This window comes from Vibrio diazotrophicus (assembly GCF_038452265.1).
In the GTDB taxonomy this organism is placed as follows: Bacteria; Pseudomonadota; Gammaproteobacteria; order Enterobacterales; family Vibrionaceae; genus Vibrio; species Vibrio diazotrophicus.
The window spans coordinates 277,812-297,085 of record NZ_CP151843.1; the positions used below are offsets into that span (position 1 = coordinate 277,812).

Annotated in this window: 14 protein-coding genes; 11 read left to right on the plus strand and 3 right to left on the minus strand. The window is 40.2% G+C overall.

Translation table 11 applies throughout. From position 1 onward, the window contains the following. Nucleotides 1-20 precede the first annotated feature (20 nt). Entirely contained in the window at nt 21-743 is a 723-nt protein-coding gene (locus tag AAGA51_RS16590) for an oligogalacturonate-specific porin KdgM family protein (RefSeq protein WP_042481092.1), read from the minus strand. Between the two features lie 1,211 nt (nt 744-1,954). On the opposite strand from AAGA51_RS16590, the gene AAGA51_RS16595 reads away from it, so the two are divergent. The 6 genes from AAGA51_RS16595 (at nt 1,955) to AAGA51_RS16620 (ending at nt 9,425) form a co-directional block, all read left to right on the plus strand. Next, nucleotides 1,955-2,782, plus strand: coding sequence for a carbohydrate ABC transporter permease (locus AAGA51_RS16595; RefSeq protein ID WP_255209350.1), 828 nt, complete (start codon nt 1,955-1,957; stop codon nt 2,780-2,782). After that, nucleotides 2,782-3,678, plus strand: a complete 897-nt coding sequence (locus AAGA51_RS16600) for a carbohydrate ABC transporter permease (protein ID WP_042481089.1) — start codon at nt 2,782-2,784, stop codon at nt 3,676-3,678. The genes AAGA51_RS16595 and AAGA51_RS16600 overlap by 1 nt, the downstream gene beginning before the upstream one ends. An 18-nt stretch (nt 3,679-3,696) precedes the next feature. Further along, a complete protein-coding gene (locus tag AAGA51_RS16605; protein ID WP_042481087.1) occupies nt 3,697-4,833 on the plus strand; it encodes an ABC transporter ATP-binding protein in 1,137 nt (378 codons plus the stop codon). A 16-nt stretch (nt 4,834-4,849) separates the two neighbouring features. After that, the gene (locus AAGA51_RS16610; RefSeq protein ID WP_042481084.1) at nt 4,850-6,133 is read left to right on the plus strand and encodes an ABC transporter substrate-binding protein; all 1,284 of its coding nucleotides are present in this window, start codon (nt 4,850-4,852) and stop codon (nt 6,131-6,133) included. A gap of 158 nt (nt 6,134-6,291) precedes the next feature. Beyond that, nucleotides 6,292-7,953: a pectate lyase gene (locus tag AAGA51_RS16615; protein WP_042481081.1), complete on the plus strand. Its 1,662-nt coding sequence runs from the start codon at nt 6,292-6,294 to the stop codon at nt 7,951-7,953. An 11-nt stretch (nt 7,954-7,964) separates the two neighbouring features. Continuing rightward, complete coding sequence (locus AAGA51_RS16620) at nt 7,965-9,425, plus strand: EmmdR/YeeO family multidrug/toxin efflux MATE transporter (protein WP_081878646.1); 1,461 nt, start codon at nt 7,965-7,967, stop codon at nt 9,423-9,425. A gap of 115 nt (nt 9,426-9,540) precedes the next feature. Here the strand turns inward: AAGA51_RS16620 and AAGA51_RS16625 are convergent, their stop codons facing one another. Beyond that, nucleotides 9,541-10,449 carry an alpha/beta hydrolase gene (locus AAGA51_RS16625; RefSeq protein ID WP_052404546.1) on the minus strand — a complete coding sequence of 303 codons (909 nt, stop codon included), beginning with the start codon at nt 10,447-10,449 and terminating at the stop codon, nt 9,541-9,543. A gap of 115 nt (nt 10,450-10,564) precedes the next feature. Next, a complete protein-coding gene (locus tag AAGA51_RS16630) occupies nt 10,565-10,888 on the minus strand; it encodes a cupin domain-containing protein (RefSeq protein WP_042481078.1) in 324 nt (107 codons plus the stop codon). 673 nt (nt 10,889-11,561) lie between these two features. Here AAGA51_RS16630 and AAGA51_RS16635 point away from each other — a divergent pair. From AAGA51_RS16635 to uxaC, 5 genes are all read left to right on the plus strand, one after another. After that, nucleotides 11,562-13,427, plus strand: a complete 1,866-nt coding sequence (locus AAGA51_RS16635) for a DUF294 nucleotidyltransferase-like domain-containing protein (protein ID WP_042481073.1) — start codon at nt 11,562-11,564, stop codon at nt 13,425-13,427. Between the two features lie 4 nt (nt 13,428-13,431). Next, nucleotides 13,432-14,148 carry an exonuclease domain-containing protein gene (locus AAGA51_RS16640; RefSeq protein WP_042481069.1) on the plus strand — a complete coding sequence of 239 codons (717 nt, stop codon included), beginning with the start codon at nt 13,432-13,434 and terminating at the stop codon, nt 14,146-14,148. Nucleotides 14,149-14,585: 437 nt separating this feature from the next. After that, nucleotides 14,586-15,776 carry an alginate lyase family protein gene (locus tag AAGA51_RS16645; RefSeq protein ID WP_042481065.1) on the plus strand — a complete coding sequence of 397 codons (1,191 nt, stop codon included), beginning with the start codon at nt 14,586-14,588 and terminating at the stop codon, nt 15,774-15,776. A 243-nt stretch (nt 15,777-16,019) separates the two neighbouring features. Then, nucleotides 16,020-17,792 (plus strand): sodium:solute symporter family protein, encoded by a 1,773-nt coding sequence (locus AAGA51_RS16650; protein WP_042481061.1) that lies wholly within the window; start codon nt 16,020-16,022, stop codon nt 17,790-17,792. 54 nt (nt 17,793-17,846) lie between these two features. Next, nucleotides 17,847-19,265: a glucuronate isomerase gene (uxaC, locus tag AAGA51_RS16655; RefSeq protein ID WP_042481056.1), complete on the plus strand. Its 1,419-nt coding sequence runs from the start codon at nt 17,847-17,849 to the stop codon at nt 19,263-19,265. Nucleotides 19,266-19,274: the final 9 nt, after the last annotated feature.

Sequence of the window (19,274 nt, forward strand, 5' to 3'; positions counted from 1 at the left end):
GGATTTACTTCAAGATTTAATTAGAAGTTGTATTTCAGGCCAACACGGTAACGTGGACGGTAATCACCTTTTTCTGTGTCTGTGCTGTATTTTTTCGTCGGTTCGAAACCTAGTTCAGCAAATGGACGCCAGCCACTTTCAAAACCTTTATATTCTCCGGTGAAGTTCACTTCGTTAACGCCAGCTTTGTTACCTTTCCAAGTGTCTTGGCCTTCTTGTCTCCAGCGGTAATCTAGAGAAGCACCAAAACCCCAATCTTCAACACCAGAATAACTAGCGGCAAACGTACCTTGGTTGTAGTGTTCACTACTTTCCTTGTTTGCTTGAGTTGTATAGTTGTAACGTTGACGGTACGAAACTGAAAGGTCGTCGTTAACTTTGTAACCTAGTGTCAAGTTGAACTGATTGCTCATCTTGTCGCTGCTGTTCATTTCAATTTTGTATTGAGGAGTTAGCGTGAATGAGTCATTCAATTTGTAGCGGTAGCTTACGTTTGCTTGGTGACCATTTTGAGTAAATTCATCAAATGCATCATCATTTCCAGTCGTGTTCGATTTGTATTTTGCTTCAATTTCAAAACCTACACCGTTTGCGAAACGATGGCTAACAGCAATACGGTCACCATGATATGCATCATTATCACCAAATTCAGATTTATATTCATGACGTAAGTTGATTGTTGCAGCTTGTGCAGCAGTAGCTGTAATAGCGAGTGCGATAGCAGAGATAAGTACTTTTTTCATTTTAAAACACCGTTTTTGTAATTATGGTTCGGTGTTTAATTTATATAAAAATATTTAGTTTAAAAATGTTTGTTTGTGGAAGTGTGATCATTGAAACACTGTTTCATGTTTGGTGTGTATTTAAAAGTGATCAACTTAGCATATTTTTTTAGTATTTTAACTCTGAACGGGTGGGTAGCGGTGAGTCACTTTTATCATGAGGGTTAATGAGTTGTTGTGAGCGATAGGAATTTATGATTTTTCCATATAAAACATTCTGTTAAGTTATTTTGGCTTTTGGTGTTCTCCTTGGCTAGGTAATCATTAATTTTCATTTATGTTGGTAATATGTTGTGATTTTTATAGGAAATAGAGTGAGTAAATAGGTTTAAGGCTATGTAAACAACAAAGTAGACTCCTTGGGTTACTTAAAGAAAGGGTGATTGTTTAGCTATTTAATGTGTAAAAGAACATTAATATCATAGGGATGGCGAGTGACTGTACGTTGTATTTCTTGGGAAATTATTTGATCAAAATTTTAAAGGGTAGAGGGTTTCATTTGCAATGATTCTCTTTGTTAATAAACGATTTCTTTACAAAAATAAGTTGTTTTTATTTGAATTTTTTCATGAAAAATTAATAAATTAAGTAATAAAATCTGCGTCACTCACTACCCGATCAATACATCCTTTCTAGCCTATCGAGAGATTAATTATTATTGCTCGGGTTTCTAATGCTTTAGTTTATATTCACTCAAAATATATTTTTAAACGTGAAAAAATATATTTTTGATAAAGATCAAATAATTTATTTTTAGTGTGTGTACAGAGATTGTGTGTCAGAGAGCACTCTCTATGTATTATGTGTCCCTAATTTTGCTTAACTAAATGATTAATAATAAGAAATCTTCTAAATCATGACTGATGAATCCCAACTGAAAACCTGCTGAGTTTAAATTGATTCATTTTTTGAGAACGCTTAATCTATAAAACAGGAACTATGTTTCATTTTTTTATTTTTTATATTTAAAAATAATATCCAAGATCACAAATTGCGAATTTCCGCATGGTAAACGTTATAAATTCACGTTTAATGGCTAGCAGAAGTCGATGGGTGTCTTAGGAAAGAACTTATCTAACCCATGGGCAGTTAAACTTAACGAGGACGAGAAAATGTATGAAAATCGTAAGCTAGGATTAGCGTACTTATCTCCCTACATTATAGGGTTGATAATGTTTACCGCTTTTCCGTTTATTTCATCATTCGTGATGAGCTTTACCGATTATGACCTGATGACTTCACCTGAATTCATCGGTATTGAAAACTATCGGTACATGCTCACTGAAGATGATATCTTTTGGAAGTCAATGAGCGTCACATTCTTGTACGTTTTCTTGACCATCCCGGTAAAACTAGCGTTCGCACTAGGGATTGCTTTTATCCTTAACTTTAAGTTAAGAGGTATTGGCTTCTTCCGTACTGCTTACTATATCCCTTCAATTCTGGGTAGTAGTATTGCAATCGCGGTACTGTGGCGTGCTCTATTTGCTATCGATGGTGTTCTTAACGGTGCCTTAGGCTTTATTGGTATTGACCCAATTAACTGGCTAGGTGAACCAGCTTTCGCGCTATTCTCAATCACACTATTGCGTGCGTGGCAGTTTGGTTCTGCGATGGTTATCTTCCTAGCAGCACTACAGAATGTTCCTCAATCTCAGTATGAAGCTGCGATGATCGACGGTGCAAGCAAATGGCAAATGTTCTTGAAAGTAACTGTGCCACTAATTACACCGGTTATCTTCTTCAACTTCATCATGCAAACAACTCAAGCATTCCAAGAGTTTACAGCGCCATACGTTATCACTGGCGGCGGCCCAATGAAGTCAACTTACCTGATCTCTCTATACATCTATGAGACAGCGTTTAAGTTCTTTGATATGGGTTACGGTTCTGCATTGGCATGGGCACTATTCATCGTAGTAGCAATCTTCACGTCAATCACATTCCGTTCGTCGAAGTACTGGGTATTCTACTCAGGTGATAAAGGAGGCAAATCATAATGTCTACTTCAATTGCTAACGCAGCAGCAGCTGCAAACGAAGAAAACGAACGTACGATTCGTCGTGAGAAAATCAATGCGGCTATTCGATACACAGTTCTTATTATCGTTGGTTTCTTAATGCTTTACCCACTATTGTGGATGTTTACAGCGGCAATGAAGCCAAACCATGAAATCTTCTCTTCTATGAGCTTGATCCCAAGTGAGTGGAGTTTAGAAGGCTTCATCAACGGTTGGAAAACCGGTACAGAATTTACATTTGGTCACTACATCCTGAATACATTCTTCTATGTATTGCCAAAAGTATTCTTTACTGTTGTTTCTTCAACAATCGTAGCTTACGCGTTTGCGCGTTTTGAAATCCCATGGAAGAAATTCTGGTTTGCTACGCTAATTGCAAGCATCCTGCTTCCACAATCTGTACTACTTATTCCGCAATACATCATGTTCCGCGAAATGGGTTTACTTGATAGCTATCTACCTCTGTACTTGCCACTGGCATTTGCAACACAAGGTTTCTTCGTATTCATGCTGGTTCAGTTCCTACGTGGCGTACCAACAGACATGGAAGAAGCCGCAATGATTGATGGTTGTAACTCGTTCCAAGTGCTTTGGCACGTAGTGGTTCCAGTTATCCGCCCAGCAATCATCTCTGTTGCACTGTTCCAGTTCATGTGGTCAGTAAACGATTTCTTAGGCCCACTTATCTACGTATCAAGTGTAGAGAAGTACCCAATTGCACTTGCTCTGAAAATGTCTATCGACGTTACAGAAGGCGCGAAGTGGAATGAAATCCTAGCAATGGCATCTATCGCTATCATCCCGTCAATCGTCGTGTTCTTCATGTCTCAGAAATACTTTATTGAAGGCGCAGCTAGCAGCGGTATTAAAGGTTAATTTTTTGGAGTAAGTAAAATGGCTGAAGTTAAATTTAATAAACTAGAGAAAGTTTATTCAAACGGTTTCAAAGCGGTACACGGTATCGACCTAACAATTAAAGATGGTGAGTTTCTAGTAATAGTAGGCCCATCAGGTTGTGCAAAATCAACTACGCTACGTATGTTAGCGGGTCTGGAAACAATCAGCGGTGGTGAAATTACTATCGGCGGTACAGTAGTAAATAACCTAGCACCAAAAGATCGCGGCATCGCGATGGTATTCCAGAACTACGCTCTATACCCACACATGACGGTAGAAGAGAACCTAGGTTTTGGTTTGAAACTACAGAAGTTACCAAAAGAAGAAATTGAGGCTCGCGTTAAAGAAGCTGCTGAAATTCTTGAAATTGAAGAGCTACTAGATCGTCTACCACGTCAGCTATCTGGTGGTCAGGCTCAGCGTGTAGCGGTAGGTCGTGCAATCGTTAAGAAACCTGAAGTGTTCCTATTCGATGAACCACTATCAAACCTAGATGCAAAACTACGTGCTTCGATGCGTGTTCGTATCTCTGACTTACACCGTCATCTGAAAGAAGCGGGTAACCCTGCTACTGCAGTATACGTCACTCACGACCAAACAGAAGCGATGACCATGGGTGACCGTATCTGTGTAATGAAACTTGGCGAAATAATGCAAGTTGATACTCCAACTGAATTGTACAACAGCCCTGTAAACATGTTCGTAGCAGGTTTCATCGGTGCTCCGGAAATGAATTTACATGAAGTCGTAATCGCGGATGAAGATGGTGAAATGTATGTAGCATTTGGTGATCAACGTCTGCGTTTGCCAAAGGTTAAAGCCGAAGCTGTTCGAGCACATGGCTACGACAAAACTGTGTTTGGTATTCGTCCAGACAATATCACGTTGTCACTAGTTGAAGACGAAAATGTTCAAACTATGGTTGGTGATGTTGTTCGTATGGAAAACATGGGACACGAAGTATTTGTTTACTTCCGTGTTGGCGACAAAGAGCTGACAGCACGTGTTCCAGTTGATGATGTACGTGAAAAACTAGGTATGCAATTACAGAAGAATGTGAAGTTTGCCGTTGAAATGAGCAAAGTGCACATTTTCGATAAGAAAACTGAGAAAAACATTTCTCTAATAAAATAAAACTGGAGATATATCCATGAATCAAAAGGTATTGACTACACTTATCGCTGCTGCAATCGGTGCAACTTCTGCTTCAGCATTTGCTGACGTAGAGCTACGTATGTCTTGGTGGGGGGGGAACTCACGTCACCAAGCTACACTGAATGCAATCCAAAAGTTTGAAGAGCAAAATCCTGGTATTAAAGTTAAAGCTGAATACACAGGCTGGGATGGCCATTTATCTCGTTTGACTACTCAGGTTGCAGGTAATACTGAACCAGACGTAATGCAAACTAACTGGAACTGGTTACCTATCTTTTCTAAGAATGGTGATGGTTTCTACGACATGAACCAGCAGAAAGACATTCTGCATGTAGGTAGCTTCCCGAAAAATGCTATCGATATGACAACTGTCGAAGGTAAGATCAACGGTCTTCCTGTGTCTATGACATCACGTGTTTTCTACTACAACACTCCAACTTGGGAGAAAGCAGGTGTTGAGTTCCCAACCGATTGGGATCAACTAATGGCTGCGGGTAAAGCGTTTGAGAAAAATCTAGGTGCTGATTACTACCCACTAGTGATTGAAGCGCGTGATGTGTTCGCTATGAACCGTTCTTACATGCTTCAAACTACAGGTAAAGATATCATTGATGCACAAAAGACAACTCTGGCTTACTCTCAAGAAGAGATGGAGAAGTTCTTCCAGCTATACGTAGATCAAGTTAATAACCACGTATTCCCATCAACGAAAGAGTTTTCTTCTTACGGTAAGGGAAACCTTTACGAAATGCGTCCATGGATTGATGGCCGTTTCGGTGGTGTATACATGTGGGATACCGCAATTGCTAAGTACACAGCTAACCTAGCACCTGGTCTATATATGGATTTAGGGCCATACCCAATGGCTCCTGGCGCAACTGACTCAGGCCTATTAGCTCGTCCATCAATGATGTTCTCGATTGGACGTAACACTAAGCACCCTGAAGAGGCAGCTAAGCTAGTAACATTCCTCTTGAATGATCCAATTGGTGTTAAAGCTCTTGGTCTAGCTCGTGGTATTCCTATGAGCAAAGAAGGATTACAAACTTTGCACGAAGCAGGTGAGATAGATCCAGAAAGCTTGAGCTACCAAGGCTACCTACAAGCTCAAGGTTTACCAAAACAAGTTCTTCCAACGACATTCACTGACAATGCTCAGTTAATGGAGCTTTTCGGCGAGTCAATGGAGAAACTAGATTATGGTCAAACTGACGTTAAAGGTGCTGCTCAAGATTTCCTACGTCGTGGTAACCGTATCCTAAAACGCATCGCTAAATAATAGTCATGTGTTGTTCTAGCCTCCCTTAGGGGAGGCTATATACCCAAGTGACGTGTGTTACTTGGGTATAGTTGTTTATACCAAAAAGAAAAATTTTTGCTTCAACTGAGAGTTATTCTTTTTGTTATCAAAGCCTTCCTATTATTGGAGAAAGTATTATGTCTGATTCTCGTGTTTCTCTGCTTCCTATTGTTAAGCGCTTCTACCAGCAATCGTTAGATTTAGGAAAAGCTGCACATAGCCCATTAATGGCTGATGGCATTGATGTGAAAACTTTAAAACCAGCCAAGTGGATCTATCCTGACGGGGTTGAAGTACCTATGAGTAACTTTGCTAGTCAGCAAAATCTCATGCGTGGGTATCTGGCGTTTAGTATGTTAACGGGTAACAATTTGTACCTACATGAAGCTCAGAATATTACGGAATATTTTCTAGAGAACTATGCCGATAAAGCGAGTGGTTTATTACAGTGGGGCGGCCATCGATTTGTAAACCTAGAAACTGGTGACATTGAAGGCCCAGCAAGTAAAGAGTGTGTGCACGAACTTAAGCACCATTTCCCGTTTTATGATTTGTTGTTCCAAATGCAGCCTGAAGTCACAGAAAGTTTTTTGAAAGGCTTCTGGGCTGCGCACGTTACAGATTGGGAGAAACTTGATCTGACCCGTCATGGCGAATATGGCAGAGAATTCCCAGCAGACCTATTTAAAATTCATCAACCGAAAGAAGTGGTTGATCCTGCGAAGTGGCCTGAACTGCCAGAAACGGTCGGTTTAACTTTCGTTAATGCTTCTACTGATTTGATTTATGCAGCTTGTCATTACTATCGTTACACAGGTGATGAAGATGCGCTTAAATGGGCGAAACACTTATATCGTCAGTTTGTGGCGGCGCGTCACCCAGAAACACGCATGCCTGTTTATCAGTTCTCTTCCCCTAAGCAGCGTGAACCGATTCCGGAAGATGACCGTCTGACTTATTCTTGGTTTGGCGACCGAGCTAAGCGTCAGTTTGGCCCTGAATTTGGCGATATGGCTCGCGAAGCAAACGTGCTGTTTCGAGACTGTTGGGCGGTGGTTGTCGACAACCCATTAGCTATGTTGTCTTGTGTACAAAATATTAATGACGAAGAGTGGCTTAATTGGGTAATTGAAGGGATTGTTGGTTACTTCTCTCATGCCTGGGATGAAGAAAGCAACGAAGTTCTTCCAATGTGGACGGACGGCACGGATTTAACAGGGTATACATTCAAACGTCACGGTTACTATGGTGAAAAAGGTACAACCTTAGCTCGTCGCCCAGCGGATCCCGCATACTTGCTGACTTTGGTTCGTACTGCTCGAGTAAGTTCTAATCAACAGGTTAAAGCGCTGACGGCGAAGATGTTTGAGCGTTTTAACTTAGGTTCGCTTGATGTTGAAACTTTGGTTCCAGTAGAGGTCGCTGAGAAGTCAAACCTAGCGTCAACTTACTTGTTATTTGCGCTCCTAGAACTGCATCAGCATAGTGAAGACAAACGTTTATTGGTTCTGGCTGATAGCGTTGCTCAAAACTTGCTTAAGAAACATTACCACGAAAATAGTGGCCTATTTGTAGAGGACCTTACTCAGCAATATGCACGCTTAGATGATCCTATTGCATACGCATTGTTAGCGTTAGAAGCAGCATATGCTGGTGTATATGACGATATACCACAAATGATATCTACTGGTGGATACTTACACGGTGACAGGAACATTAACGGTGAAATAAAAGTTGTCTATGATCGCGACGTGATCTACGGGCAACCACATAACGAAATGGCCATGGTTGCACGTTAATAGGAGTCACCATGTCCAATTCACATTTAGAGCCTGGATCTTCAGACTCTAGCGTTATTGGGTCGAAAGCTACAAAGTTTTCACTCAAGTTCCGTTACCGTCATAAAACTTTGTTAAAAAGACATGTTTGGCCTTTTACTTGGCCAATCATTTTAGAGTTATTTTGTGTCGTGTTGATGGGGATCATCAGTACTGTCCTTGTTGCCCGTCTTGGCGCGGACAAGACCGCTGCTGTGGGTTTTACGGATGGTATTACCTGGATAGTAATTTCTGTTATGACCGCTGTAGCTCTTGGTGGCTCAGTAGTTGTCGCCCAGTCATTTGGCAGAGGAGACCGCGAGTCGTCTCTATCTGCTGCTGGACAAGTTATGGTTCTGGGCATTTTTGTTGCTATTACCTTTATGTTGTCCATCTTCATGTTTTCCGATTCTATGCTTTACATCGTAGCCTATGGAGCAGAAGAAGAAGTTATAGCGTTAAGTGATAAATTTCTAACCATTGTAGCGTTAAGTTATCCGGCATTAGCGATTACTCTGGTTGGTAGTGGAATATTGCGCGCAGTAGGTAACTCTCGTTTACCTGCTATGTCTAACATAGCAATGAACGTGCTTAATATATTGTTTAGTTATCCTCTGATCTATGGCGTTCATGGATTGTTCGGTACCGAGTGGCAAGGTTTTGGAATGATAGGTGCAGGTGTTGGGATTACCTTAGCTAGGTGGGCCGGCGCTGTTTTTATCTTAGTATGCCTAATGAAAAATAGTACGTTTAAGGTGAGTTTACGCCAATATTTTGTTGGTTTTGAAAAGAAGATTCTATTGGACATCCTAGGAGTTGGCGTACCAGCTAGCGTTGAATCGTTAATGTTTAACTTAGGTAAGCTAATTACCCAAATTATGGTCGCAGGCTTGGGGACGGTTGCTATGGCTGGTAACGTCATTACATTCTCAATGCTGTTATTGCTAAATATTCCGGGAAATGCGCTAGCAATGACATCAACGATATTGGTAGGTAAAAGATTAGGGCAAAACAAGCCAAAGGTTGCATTTCAAGAAATGCAGCTGATCTTCTGGACAGCAACCATAGTACTTTGTTTGTTCTCCATCATATTCGTTCTTTTATCACCTTATATAGCGGCTTGGTATACCGATGAACCGGAAGTGGTGGATGTGATTCTTAATCTGGTTATTCTAAACGCTATTATGATGCCAGTTTGGGCCGCTTCTTGGGTATTACCTGCTGCATTTAAAGGTGCAAAAGACGCCAAGTTTGCCATGTATATATCTATTGCCAGTATGTGGGGAGGACGTATTGTTCTTGGCTACATTTTTGGAATTTACTTCGAGTTTGGCATTTATGGTATTTGGGCGGGTATGTTTGCCGACTGGTGGATTCGCGGAACGATCTTCTATCTAAGAATGATGCGATTAGGTTGGCTGAAAGCCTATCTCAAAAACGTAAAAAGCGCCTAGTAAGGAGCTTTCCTTTGCTGTGTCATTCTGGGGAACTCGTAGCATTTACCAGAATCTAGGTTTCACCGATGCTTAAATTAGATTCCGCTGGTGCTGCAATGACGAGTTTGGAAATTTATTGTTGTTTCAATATATGGCAAATCCAATTATTGAAAAGTTCTGGCCATTGCCCTGCGGGTTTGTTTTTCACTTTTTGAATTCCAAACCCGTGTCCGCCTTCGTTAAACAGATGGAGCTGAACCGGAACACTTTCTGCGCGTAAAGCATTCCAAAGAAGTAGGCTATTTTCTACTGGCACCGAATCATCATCGTTAGCATGCACAAGAAAACAAGCAGGCATATCACTATGCACACACTTTTCAATAGAGTAGCGATTGAGTTGTTCTTCGGTCTTGTGTGCACCTAACAGCTCATAAGCAGAGCCTTTATGTCCGAATTCGTCGTTCATCGTGATAACAGGGTACATCAGTCCGCAAAAGTCTGGCTTAGCGGATAGGGCATCAATTTCATCAACATTTTCTTGTAATTGGGTAGCAAAACGAGTCGCTAATTGACCTGCTAGGTGACCGCCAGCGGAAAACCCAAGCACACCAACAGAGCGAAGCTGCCACTTATCTGAATTTGCACGTACCCAACGGATAGCACGCTGTGCGTCTGCTAAAGATGTTTCAGAACCTAAGTTATGACCTTCACCCGGCATGCGATAAGTAGATACGAAAACAGTAAAACCCAGCGCAGTTAGAGAGTTGCCAACATCTCTTCCTTCGTTATCAATAGAGATTCTCTGATAACTCCCCCCTGGAAAAACAACAATACCGATACCGTTTGATTGCTGAGGCGTATAAACCATTATCTCTGGGCATGAGACACCCGATATAAGTCGGTTAGAAGTGAGATCGTTAAGATCACGGTGCTGGACTATTGCAGTGGCATTCTCACTAATTAGAGTAGGCGGCCACAGGGGAAAAACTTCAGAGGTTTCGTTCAGTTGTAACAGAGATTCGAAGTGAGAGTGATATTCCATGTTAGCCTCAGCAAAACTTCAGATAAAAAAAAGCCAGTCTACTAGACTGGCAAGGAGATCCATAGGTCCCTTTATGTCGGGAGTAGGAAGATAGTTTTTATAAGAAATTGATTAATTAAGCGATGAAATCTTTACGCATTGGCGTGAAGTTATCGAGTAGAACGCCTTTTTCTAAACATACACAGCCATGCATAACGTTTGGCTCTTTGTACAGTGCGTCACCAGCTTTTACGATTTTCTTCTCATCACCGATAGTGAATTCGAATTCGCCAGAAAGAACGTAAGTTAGCTGCTCGTGTGGGTGGTTGTGAAGAGTACCAACAGCACCTTTTTCGAAGTAAACTTCTACGCTCATGATGTTTTCGCTGTATGCGAGAATTTTGCGAGAAATGCCATTACCTAAATCTTCGAGTTTCACGTCTTTGTTGTATACGAACATAGCTTGCCCTTACTTAAATTGCTTCTGATGGAATTACAGTGTTCTTTTTATCGCTAGCAAAGCGATAGATGGTAAGCAAGTTAACGCAAATCAACGTTGCTTCCGGCCTAGTTCTGCCAATGTCTAGTAATGACAAGGCTTAGGACTATAAATATGGCAGCAACATATAGACACACGCCCGCTCGAGCCGAAAGTTGGTCTCTATCTAGGCGAGTTATTTGGTTCACATCACTTATACCAATAATGCCAAATTGGAAATTAATGCTAGACCTTACACTAGCATCAGAATGTCCTATTGGTTGTATAATACAAAAAACACACTGTAATATCAATAAATTCAAAACGATATTTCATTAATGTGATATGGACATTGTTGTTTTACAAGAACACTAATAAAATTAAGTAGATAGAATTTAACGCAACAGTTTCCTTTGAAAACATATTGTTGTAGGTGATTGTTAAACCACTAGCCAAAGGACACAAAGGTTGAATGAACATTGATACATTTTAGTAGCAAAGTCGAAGTGGGTTACTATACAATCACCACAATAAATAAAACGTCGTTTTAATATTGTGATTTATGGTTGAGCAAGCTGAAATGCTTCCTGTGATAATTGTGCGGATGCGACAACAGATTTGTTTAGTTCATAGTTAATGGTGAAGATAGGTGAATATGGGTACTTCAATTACTCCGAACATTCAGAGCTTTTTGGTCAAGATAGATCCTTTTGACCGGTTACCATCCTCTGTTGTTGAGACAATCGCAAACTCCATCAAAATTAAGTACTTGGTTGAAGGCGAGGTAATTGGTTTCAGTGCTTTGTGTGAACAACGTTATCTCTACATTATTAGAACAGGTGCAATCGAACAAAGAACACCACTAGGCGAGCTACGAGCGCGTTTGGGTGAAGAAGACCAGTTTGGTTTCACATTCCTTCAGCCATTAGCGCACTCTGAAGACGGCTATCAAGCAGAAGCTATTGAGGATTCATTGCTCTATCTTATTCCGCACAAAGTTCTGAAAGATGTGTGTGAAAGCCACCCTGAATTTGAAGATTATTTTGCAGCCAAAGCGAATATTCGCCTGAGTTCCGCGATCAATCAGGTAGCTCGTAAAGAGGATAAGGGACTATTTTTCAGAACAGTTGGCGAAATTGCCAGTGAAAACATCTCTATCGTTGATGTCGATGATTCAATAAAAGATGTTGCCCGCGAGATGTGTGGTAGGCAACGTAGTTCATGTGCTGTTGTGATGAAAAACAACGAAATTGCTGGTTTGGTGACTGACCGGGATATGACTCGTTCGGTCGTCGCGGCCGGTATTAATACTGGCATGCCGATATCAATGGTGATGACCCCTAATCCTGTGCTGGTTGAAAGCAGCTCAAAAGTGATTGAAGCCATCTCATTGATGCTGCAATACAATATACGTTGTCTACCAGTCGTAAATGATAGGAAAGTAGTGGGATTACTTACGACAACGCACCTTGTCCATAACCACCGGACGCAATCACTATTTCTGATTCAGAAGATTAAATACACGAGCTCTATTAGCGCCCTAGCGGCTTTGAAAGAAGAACGTGAAACCATTTTTCAAGCTTTAGTTGAGAGTGGTGTGAGTGCTGAGATTCAAGGTCGTGTGATGTCGACGATTATGGATGCATTTACTCGTAGAATTATACAATTAAGTGAAGACCTGCTTGGCCCTCCACCATGTGATTATGCTTGGATTGTAGCGGGTTCACATGCTCGTAATGAAGTGCATATGCTTTCAGATCAAGACAGCGCTTTGGTTCTCTCTGACGATGTGAGCGATGAACAAAAAGCGTATTTTATGCATTTAGCGATGAAGGTTTGTAATGGTCTGGCTGCGTGTGGATATCCACTTTGCGATGGTAAATACATGGCAGCAACGCCTAAGTGGTGTCAACCAATCTCGGTTTGGAAAGACTACTACAGCAAGTGGGTTTCAAGTCCAGAATACAGCAAGCTACTGAGTATCAGTGTGTTTCTAGAAGTTCGTTCTATATATGGTAACCGAGATTATGTAGAACAAATTCAACAGCATTTGCACGACTGCATTCAAAAGAGCGGTAGGTTCATTCCAGCTTTAGTGCGTGATGCAATTGAAACTCAACCACCTTTGAGTATTTTTAATAGTTTAGTTTTGGAAAAAGGTGGTGAAAACACAAACACCCTGAATATTAAAAAATATGCGCTCAACCTGATTATCGATTTAGCTCGAATTTTCAGCTTATCTGCTGGTGGTTCATTGACAGGAACAGAAGAGCGTTTTCGCTATGCTGCTGAACATGGAACTTTGTCTGAAGACAGTTGCCAGAACATTATTGGTGCATATCGATTCTTAATACAGGTGCGTTTTCGTCATCAGCTAAATGCAATTTTGTCTAATCGTGTACCCAACAACAATATTTCACCTGATGAGTTCAGCAGTTTTGAAAGAAAGCATTTAAAAGATGCGTTCAAAATTATCAGTGAATTACAGGATGTGGCAAAACTGAAGTTCCTAGTGGGGTAGCAGCATGATTCGTCGTATGTTTAAAGGGACTGAGTGTCATTCGGCGGCAGAACAGTTAAGAAAAACAATAGAGTTTAATGATAAATGGCCGACAGCTGTCAAAGAGTATCTCTCACAGCCTTTGATGGATTTAAATACACCATTAGACAAGCTAGAGTATTTGGCGGTCGACTTCGAAACCTCAGGATTAAATGCTCACAAGGACAAGGTTCTATCGATTGGTATGGTTGAGTTCAACTTAGAGCAAATTGACCTTTTCAGCTCTGAGGAGTTGCTGATTGATAATGGTGAGTACGTCAACGCTGAATCTGCTGAAATTAATGGACTAACACCACAAGCTTTGGCTGATGGTGTTTCTATCGAGCAGGGTATTGAGCGATTATTAGAGCGAGCCAAAGGTAAAGTCATATTGGCCCACAGTTGCAATATTGAAAGAAGCTTTATTGAAACATTTTTGGATCATAACTATCAGCTCAATGCGTTCCCAGCGCATTTCATAGATACCATTCATGTCGAAAAGCGTTTCAGCTACGCTGGTAAAACGGGTTCTCATAAAAGTTATCAGCTTAATGACATGCGCAATCACTACAAACTCCCAAATTATTTAGAGCATTCTGCGGCGAGCGATGCTTTAGCCTGCGCTGAACTATTCTTAGTACAGATCAAGAAGCTCAAGTTGGAACATATAAAGGGAATGAACCTTAAGAAAATTCAGTTCTAGAGACAAAGTGCTAGAGGGCTTGGGCAACAGTTTCGAATCAGAAATGAACGAGTGATATTACCTAACTGTCTTTCTCTTAGGGATAGTTGAACTTAGCTGAATAGTAACGGGACGACTATCAGTATCTTTTAACTATGTTTATGTTGTTAAATATGCGGTTGCTGGTGAGAAAAGTCGAAACCAATCAGCATCGATGATCTGCGTACGAGTACTTACACTTCCCTAAATTCATAACCTCCGAGGACACTTTAAGCAGAGATGACCATTATATTTTTTGTGTGTAATGTCACATTTTAGGTTGGCTTGTGTTATCTGCATCACGCTTTACTGTTTTTTGAAGCGAACAAATAAACCGATAAGTTTAAAAGTGTTGTGAAATTATATTTAAATTAAATATTAGAAACTATTTAAATGGTCTATTTTATAAAAGGATAATTATGAAACTTAAGAATGTGATTTTATCTGTCTCTATATTTATGGCTCTTGGAGTGAATGCCGCAGAGTCAAATTTAAAAGTATCTCCTATAAGTTATGATTTGACAGTATTAGAGAAAAATAAAAATCATCTTGTGGGTGTTAATTCTTCATATGAAAATTTGATATCGAAAGCAGATAAAGCTCTATCTAATGCTATTGATCCGGTTGTAAATAAAACATTATTACCCGCTAGTGGTGATAAACATGATTATTACAGTTTTGGTCCTTATTGGTGGCCGAATCCAGACACAAAAGATGGATTGCCTTATATAAGAAAAGACGGTCAATATAATATGGATACTAAAACGTCAGCAACTGATAAGCAGAGACTTATTTCATTTGCGAACGACGTGAAAATATTAGGTCTTGCGTATTACTTTACGGAAAATGAAGAATATGCCAATAAAGCGGTCGAACAACTGAAGGCTTGGCTTGTTGATCCCGATACTCGCATGAATCCGAACATGAATTATGCTCAGGCAATCCCTGGCATTGTTGATGGTCGTGGCATCGGAATCATTGATAGCCGATTACTCATTGGTGTTGTTGACAGTGTTGAACTCATTAAACCGAGCTTATCGGAGCAAGATTACGCTCAAATCGTCTCTTGGTTTAAACAATTTAATGATTGGTTAATTAGTAGTAACAACGGGTTTGAGGAAGATAACTGGCATAACAACCACGGCACATGGTTTGATGCTCAAGTGGTTGCTTTTTCTATTTTCACTAAGCAACCAGATCTCGCGAAAAAGAGATTGAGAGTGACGCAGATGCGCCGGATCGGTGGACATTTCAATACCGAAGGGCAACAACATGCTGAGCTTGAACGTACACAGCCTTGGCATTACTCCAACTTCAATCTAGAAGCATATAATTTGCTGGGACATTATGGTGAACTAGTTGGTGTTGATGTTTGGAATTACGAAGTAGACAAACATAGTTTAAATAATGGATATAAATACATCGCCAAATATGTTATTACCCCTAATGAATGGCCGTATAAAGAATTGAAAGGAATGAAAAAAGATATTGCATACGAAAATATGTTATATGCAGAAAGAGCTTATGACGACGAGATCTTCGATAAAGCACTATCTGAATTAAAACAATCTAAAGAGAATGAAGAAAAAATAATTAATTTGCTATTTTAATTGGACATTAATTTAGCTATCCAGTGTTTATCATTTGGTTTCATATCGTACAAAGTGTTGCCGATGTCACATAAATAAACGACCTTTGTGATAATGGTCACATTGAATGAAAACTTGCCAATTATATATTTAAATAAAATTAGAAAATTAACGCGTGAAAGAGTTCTATTTTATTTAATTACAGAAAATTTTATAAGCACATTTTATTTATAAGAATAAAACAAATTTTAATGGGAGTACAAAATGAATATAGACATACTTGTAGTATGCGTATACTTCGTTTTTATGGTAGCAATAGGCGTTATATTTAAGCGATTTGCTGGGCGTTCAACGAGCGACTATTTTCGGGGCGGCGGTAAAATGTTGTGGTGGATGGTTGGCTCTACAGCGTTTATGACACAGTTCAGTGCGTGGACTTTTACAGGGGCCGCTGGTAAGGCATTTACTGATGGCTTCCCAATCATGGTTGTTTTTATGGCTAACGCGTTTGGCTTTTTACTGTCATGGTTGTTTTTCTCTTACCGTTTTCGCCAGATGCGTACGATTACTCCAATTGAGGGGGTTCGCCGCCGCTTTGGTGCCACCAATGAACAAGTATTTACTTGGGCAACAATGCCAACAAGTATTGTCTATACGGGTATCTGGTTAAACGGTCTGGCATTGTTTGTAAGTGCCGTTTTTAAAGTCGATATTAGTACAACAATTGTAATCACGGGTGCCATTGTTCTGTTTATTTCACTGATTGGCGGTTCGTGGGGAGTTGTAGCGTCAGACTTTGTACAAATGGTTGTTATTATGTCGGTAACGGTTGTTTGTGCTGTGGCGGCGATTGTGAAAGTTGGTGGGCCAAGTAATTTAGTTGAACAGTTCCCTGTAGACTCGATTATGGGGTCAAACATGAATTACCCATTGCTATTTATTAGCTGGTTTATCTTCATGTTTGTTAAGCAATTACAGAACATTAACAATATGAATGATTCTTACCGTTTCCTAACGGCTAAAGACTCAGAGAATGCGCGTAAAGCAGCGTTGTTAGCTTTTGTTCTTATGCTAATAGGACCTGCTATTTGGTTCATGCCTCCATGGGCTACAGCTATTCTATATCCTGACGCTGCAATGGCTCACTCTGCTGAATTAGGTAAAAAAGCAGCAGATGCAGTTTATTTAGTGTTTGTTGAAAGAGTAATGCCAGCAGGTATGGTCGGTCTGTTAATGTCTGCTGTTTTCGCTGCAACCATGTCTTCTATGGATTCTGGTTTGAACCGCAATGCTGGTGTGTTTGTACGCAACTTCTACTCAATCTTTGTCGATAAAAAAGCTTCTGATCAGATACTACTGAAAGTCAGCCAGGTGGTAACGTTAGTATTCGGTGTATTAATTATTCTGGTTGCACTGTTTATTAACTCGCTACGTGGTCTAAGTCTATTTGATGCCATGATGTATGTAAGTACGTTGCTTCAAATGCCAATTCTAGTACCGTTGTTCTTTGGTATTTTTATCCGCAAGACTCCGGACTGGGCTGCATGGGCAACACTCGTTGTGGGTATGGTCGTTTCTTATGTGGTTAGTTTTGTTATTACTCCTGATGTAATTGCAAATTGGCTTGGCTTAGAAAATGGTTTTACTGGACGTGAAGCTTCCGACATGCGAGTGATGGCAGGTATCATCGGACATCTATTTATTACAGGTGGTTTCTTCTGCTTAACAACCAAGTTCTACAAAGAGCCTGCGAAGGAAAGAGCAGAAGAAATCAAAGCATTCTGGAATGACGTTGAGACTCCTGTCATTGAAGAAGCTGGTCAGGATGAGATGGATCGTCAACAACGTCATATGCTAGGCAAATTGATTTTAATCTTCGGTGCTGCGGTATCTGCAATGGTCTTAATTCCGAATCCGTTCTGGGGACGTATGGCATTTGTCTTCTGTGGTTTGGTCATCGTAACTGTTGGTGGCTTATTGCTTAAGAGTGCAAGGACTACTGAAGAGATAGCACAATCTCGTCAAGTTAATAGTTAATCGTAATAAATGCAGAGCCTATTAAATTAGGCTCTGCTTAAGAACAGGTGAATTATGAACAAATCATATATTCATGATGATTTTCTATTAACTAACCCGTTAGCAGAAAAGCTCTATCATCACGTTGCCAAATCTATTCCAATCGTTGATTTTCATAATCATCTAGATGCGCAGTTATTGTATGAAGACTGCAAAGTTAACAATCTTTATGAGTGTTGGTTGAAACACGACCATTATTACTGGCGTGCGATGAGGTCAAATGGAATAGAAGAAAGCTTTATTACTGGTAGTGCAAGTGACTATGAGAAGTTTATTAAGTGGTGCGAAACCATGCCCTACTTAGTCGGCAATCCATTACATCATTGGTCTCACTTAGAATTAAGTCGATTTTTTAATATTGATGAAATCGTAAGTGAAAAGACAGCACAAGACATTTGGTTTAAAAGCATTCAATACATTCAAGAAAATGACTTGTCGTATAGGAAAATCATAGAGCAACTCGACGTTAAAGTACTGTGCACAACAAATTCTCCATTGGAAGACCTAAAGTATCACGCACTTTTGGCAACGGAATACGATTCAGAAAAAATCAACGCGAAGGTTTTACCTACGTTTCGAGCTGATGAACTATTTGATTTTAATGACATTCAATCGTTTTGTCTGATGTTGTTGAATCTCAGCAAATTACAAAACAACTTAATCACAACATTGACTGAGTATATCGCTTTTGTGAAAGAACGAATGGTGTACTTCGATTCTCACGGTTGTCGTTTAGCTGACTTAGGACTAACAGAGGTTGACTTCGAGTTGCCGTCAAAACACGAAGCTGAAAATATTTTTTTGCAAGTCCTCACCGGTCATGAATTGAATAGTCAGCAAATACGAAAATTCAAATGCTACTTTTTTGTTGAGTTTGGCAAGTTATGCCATCAACTGGGTTGGACTCTTCAACTCCACATTGGTGTCGCACCAAACATTAATGCTCGCAGAAAGATGGAAGTTGGGGCGGGTACGGGGTTCAGCGCCATGTCAGACCTTCCAAAAATAAAAAACTTAGGTCTGCTGCTTAATGAGTTAGACGTTAGTCATCAACTACCCAAAATGGTGCTGTTTAATCTCAACCCTAGTGAAAACTCTGCGCTAATCGCGTTGTGCGGTGCCTTTCAGGACAGTGATTCGGCTGGTGGAAAAGTCCAGTTTGGACCTGCTTGGTGGTTTAACGATCACAAACAAGGGATCGAACAGCAGCTTACAACTTTAAAGAATCTGGGGCTACTAGGACGTTTTATTGGCATGACAACGGATTCAAGAAACATATTGTCTTTAAGCCGCCACGAATATTTTCGACGCATTTTTTGTAATCAGCTAAGCACTTGGGTTTTGCAAGGTGATATCCCCGATGATTGGGAGCTTCTTAAGTTTACCGTGCAAAACGTTTGTTATCGTAATGCTCAGCAGTTTTTTGAATTTTAGATTAGTAAG